General features: G+C 39.6%; 2 protein-coding genes. One reads left to right on the top strand and one right to left on the bottom strand.

Annotated elements, in window-relative coordinates; translation table 11 throughout:
* Nucleotides 1-20: 20 nt before the first annotated feature.
* The gene (locus U2718_RS14545; protein WP_411813292.1) at nucleotides 21-167 is read right to left on the bottom strand and encodes a ribbon-helix-helix protein, CopG family; all 147 of its coding nucleotides are present in this window, start codon (nucleotides 165-167) and stop codon (nucleotides 21-23) included.
* Nucleotides 168-205: 38 nt separating this feature from the next.
* Here U2718_RS14545 and U2718_RS14540 point away from each other — a divergent pair, with 38 nt between their 5' ends.
* A complete protein-coding gene (locus tag U2718_RS14540) occupies nucleotides 206-1,330 on the top strand; it encodes an RNA-guided endonuclease InsQ/TnpB family protein (RefSeq protein ID WP_411813291.1) in 1,125 nt (374 codons plus the stop codon).
* The last annotated feature ends 40 nt before the right edge of the window (nucleotides 1,331-1,370 follow it).

Below are 1,370 nucleotides of genomic sequence, written 5' to 3'. Positions count from 1 at the left end.
TTTTTACCAGAAAAATGGGTTTAAAGCCTCGCCCTTGTTGGGCGACTTTTCTTTAATTTTCGGATCAATTGCCTGAGTACATCGTTTTGGGTGCGGTCTGTGTTTGTGCAATATTCCACAAGTATTTCGTATTCTTCATCAGAGCATCGTACTGTTAATCTTTTCATGCTGTCATATTGCTGTCATGCCGTGGTAAGATATTAGCATGAAAACACTGAAGTTTAAGCTCTATCAACACAAGCGAAACAGACACCTCAAGCGTATGATCAATGCAAGTGGGGTGATTTATAACCATTGCATTGCTCTACACAAGCGGTACTACCGAATGTGGGGTAAACATTTAAGTTGTGCAAAACTTCAGTCTCATCTCGCCAAAATGCGGAAACAGAACCCATTTTGGCAAACAGTGGGTTCTCAGGCAGTTCAAGATATCTGCCAACGCATTGAGAAATCCTACCAATTATTTTTTAAACACAACAAAAAAGGAGTTAGACCACCAGGGTTTAAAAAGGTTAAGAAGTACAAATCATTCACACTAAAACAAGCAGGTTATAAGTTTCTGGGTGGTAAGAGGGTAAAGATTGGGAGCAAAGTTTATCAGTTCTGGAAGTCCACACAGATAGAGGGAAATGTTAAAACTTTAACCATAAAACGCACACGATTAGGTGAATTATTTATGGTTGTGGTTGTTGATGAAGCTAGCAAACCAGAAGCTAAATTCACGACTGGTAAGATCGCGGGATTTGATTTCGGTTTAAAAACGTTTCTCACCTGCTCAGATGGCACTAAAATTGAGTCTCCACAATTTTTCAAGCAGTCCCTAAACGCCATCAAAAAAGCCAGTAGACAGCATTCTAAGAAATTAAAAGGTTCAGTCAATCGGGAACGAGCTAGAAAGAATTTAGTACGTAAGTATGAAGATATCTCTAGTCGTCGTCGTGATTGGTTTTGGAAACTAGCACATGAATTAACCGATAAGTTTGATGTGCTATGTTTTGAAACATTAAACCTCAAAGGAATGCAGCGTCTTTGGGGTAGAAAAATATCAGACTTGGCGCTTGGTGAGTTCCTGCAAATTCTAGAATGGGTTGCCAAAAAGAAACATAAACAGGTGGTGTTTGTAGATCAATGGTATCCATCTACTAAAACTTGCTCTAGTTGTGGTCATATTCTAGAAAAAATTGATTTATCTGTTAGAGAATGGCGTTGTCCATCCTGTCAATCAATTAATGGAAGGGACGAAAACGCTGCACGTAATATTCAAATGGTTGGGGCATCAACCATTGGGTTAGGTGATGTCAGACTGGTTATACCAGCAATCTCTGTTTGAGCCTAGAATCCCCACCCTTCAAGGGTGGGGAGTATGTCAA

The organism is Chlorogloeopsis sp. ULAP02 (genome assembly GCF_038404745.2).
Taxonomy (GTDB): domain Bacteria; phylum Cyanobacteriota; class Cyanobacteriia; order Cyanobacteriales; family Nostocaceae; genus Chlorogloeopsis.
The sequence above is the reverse complement of the archived record's forward strand: the minus strand, read 5'-3'. Positions and strand labels throughout refer to the sequence as shown.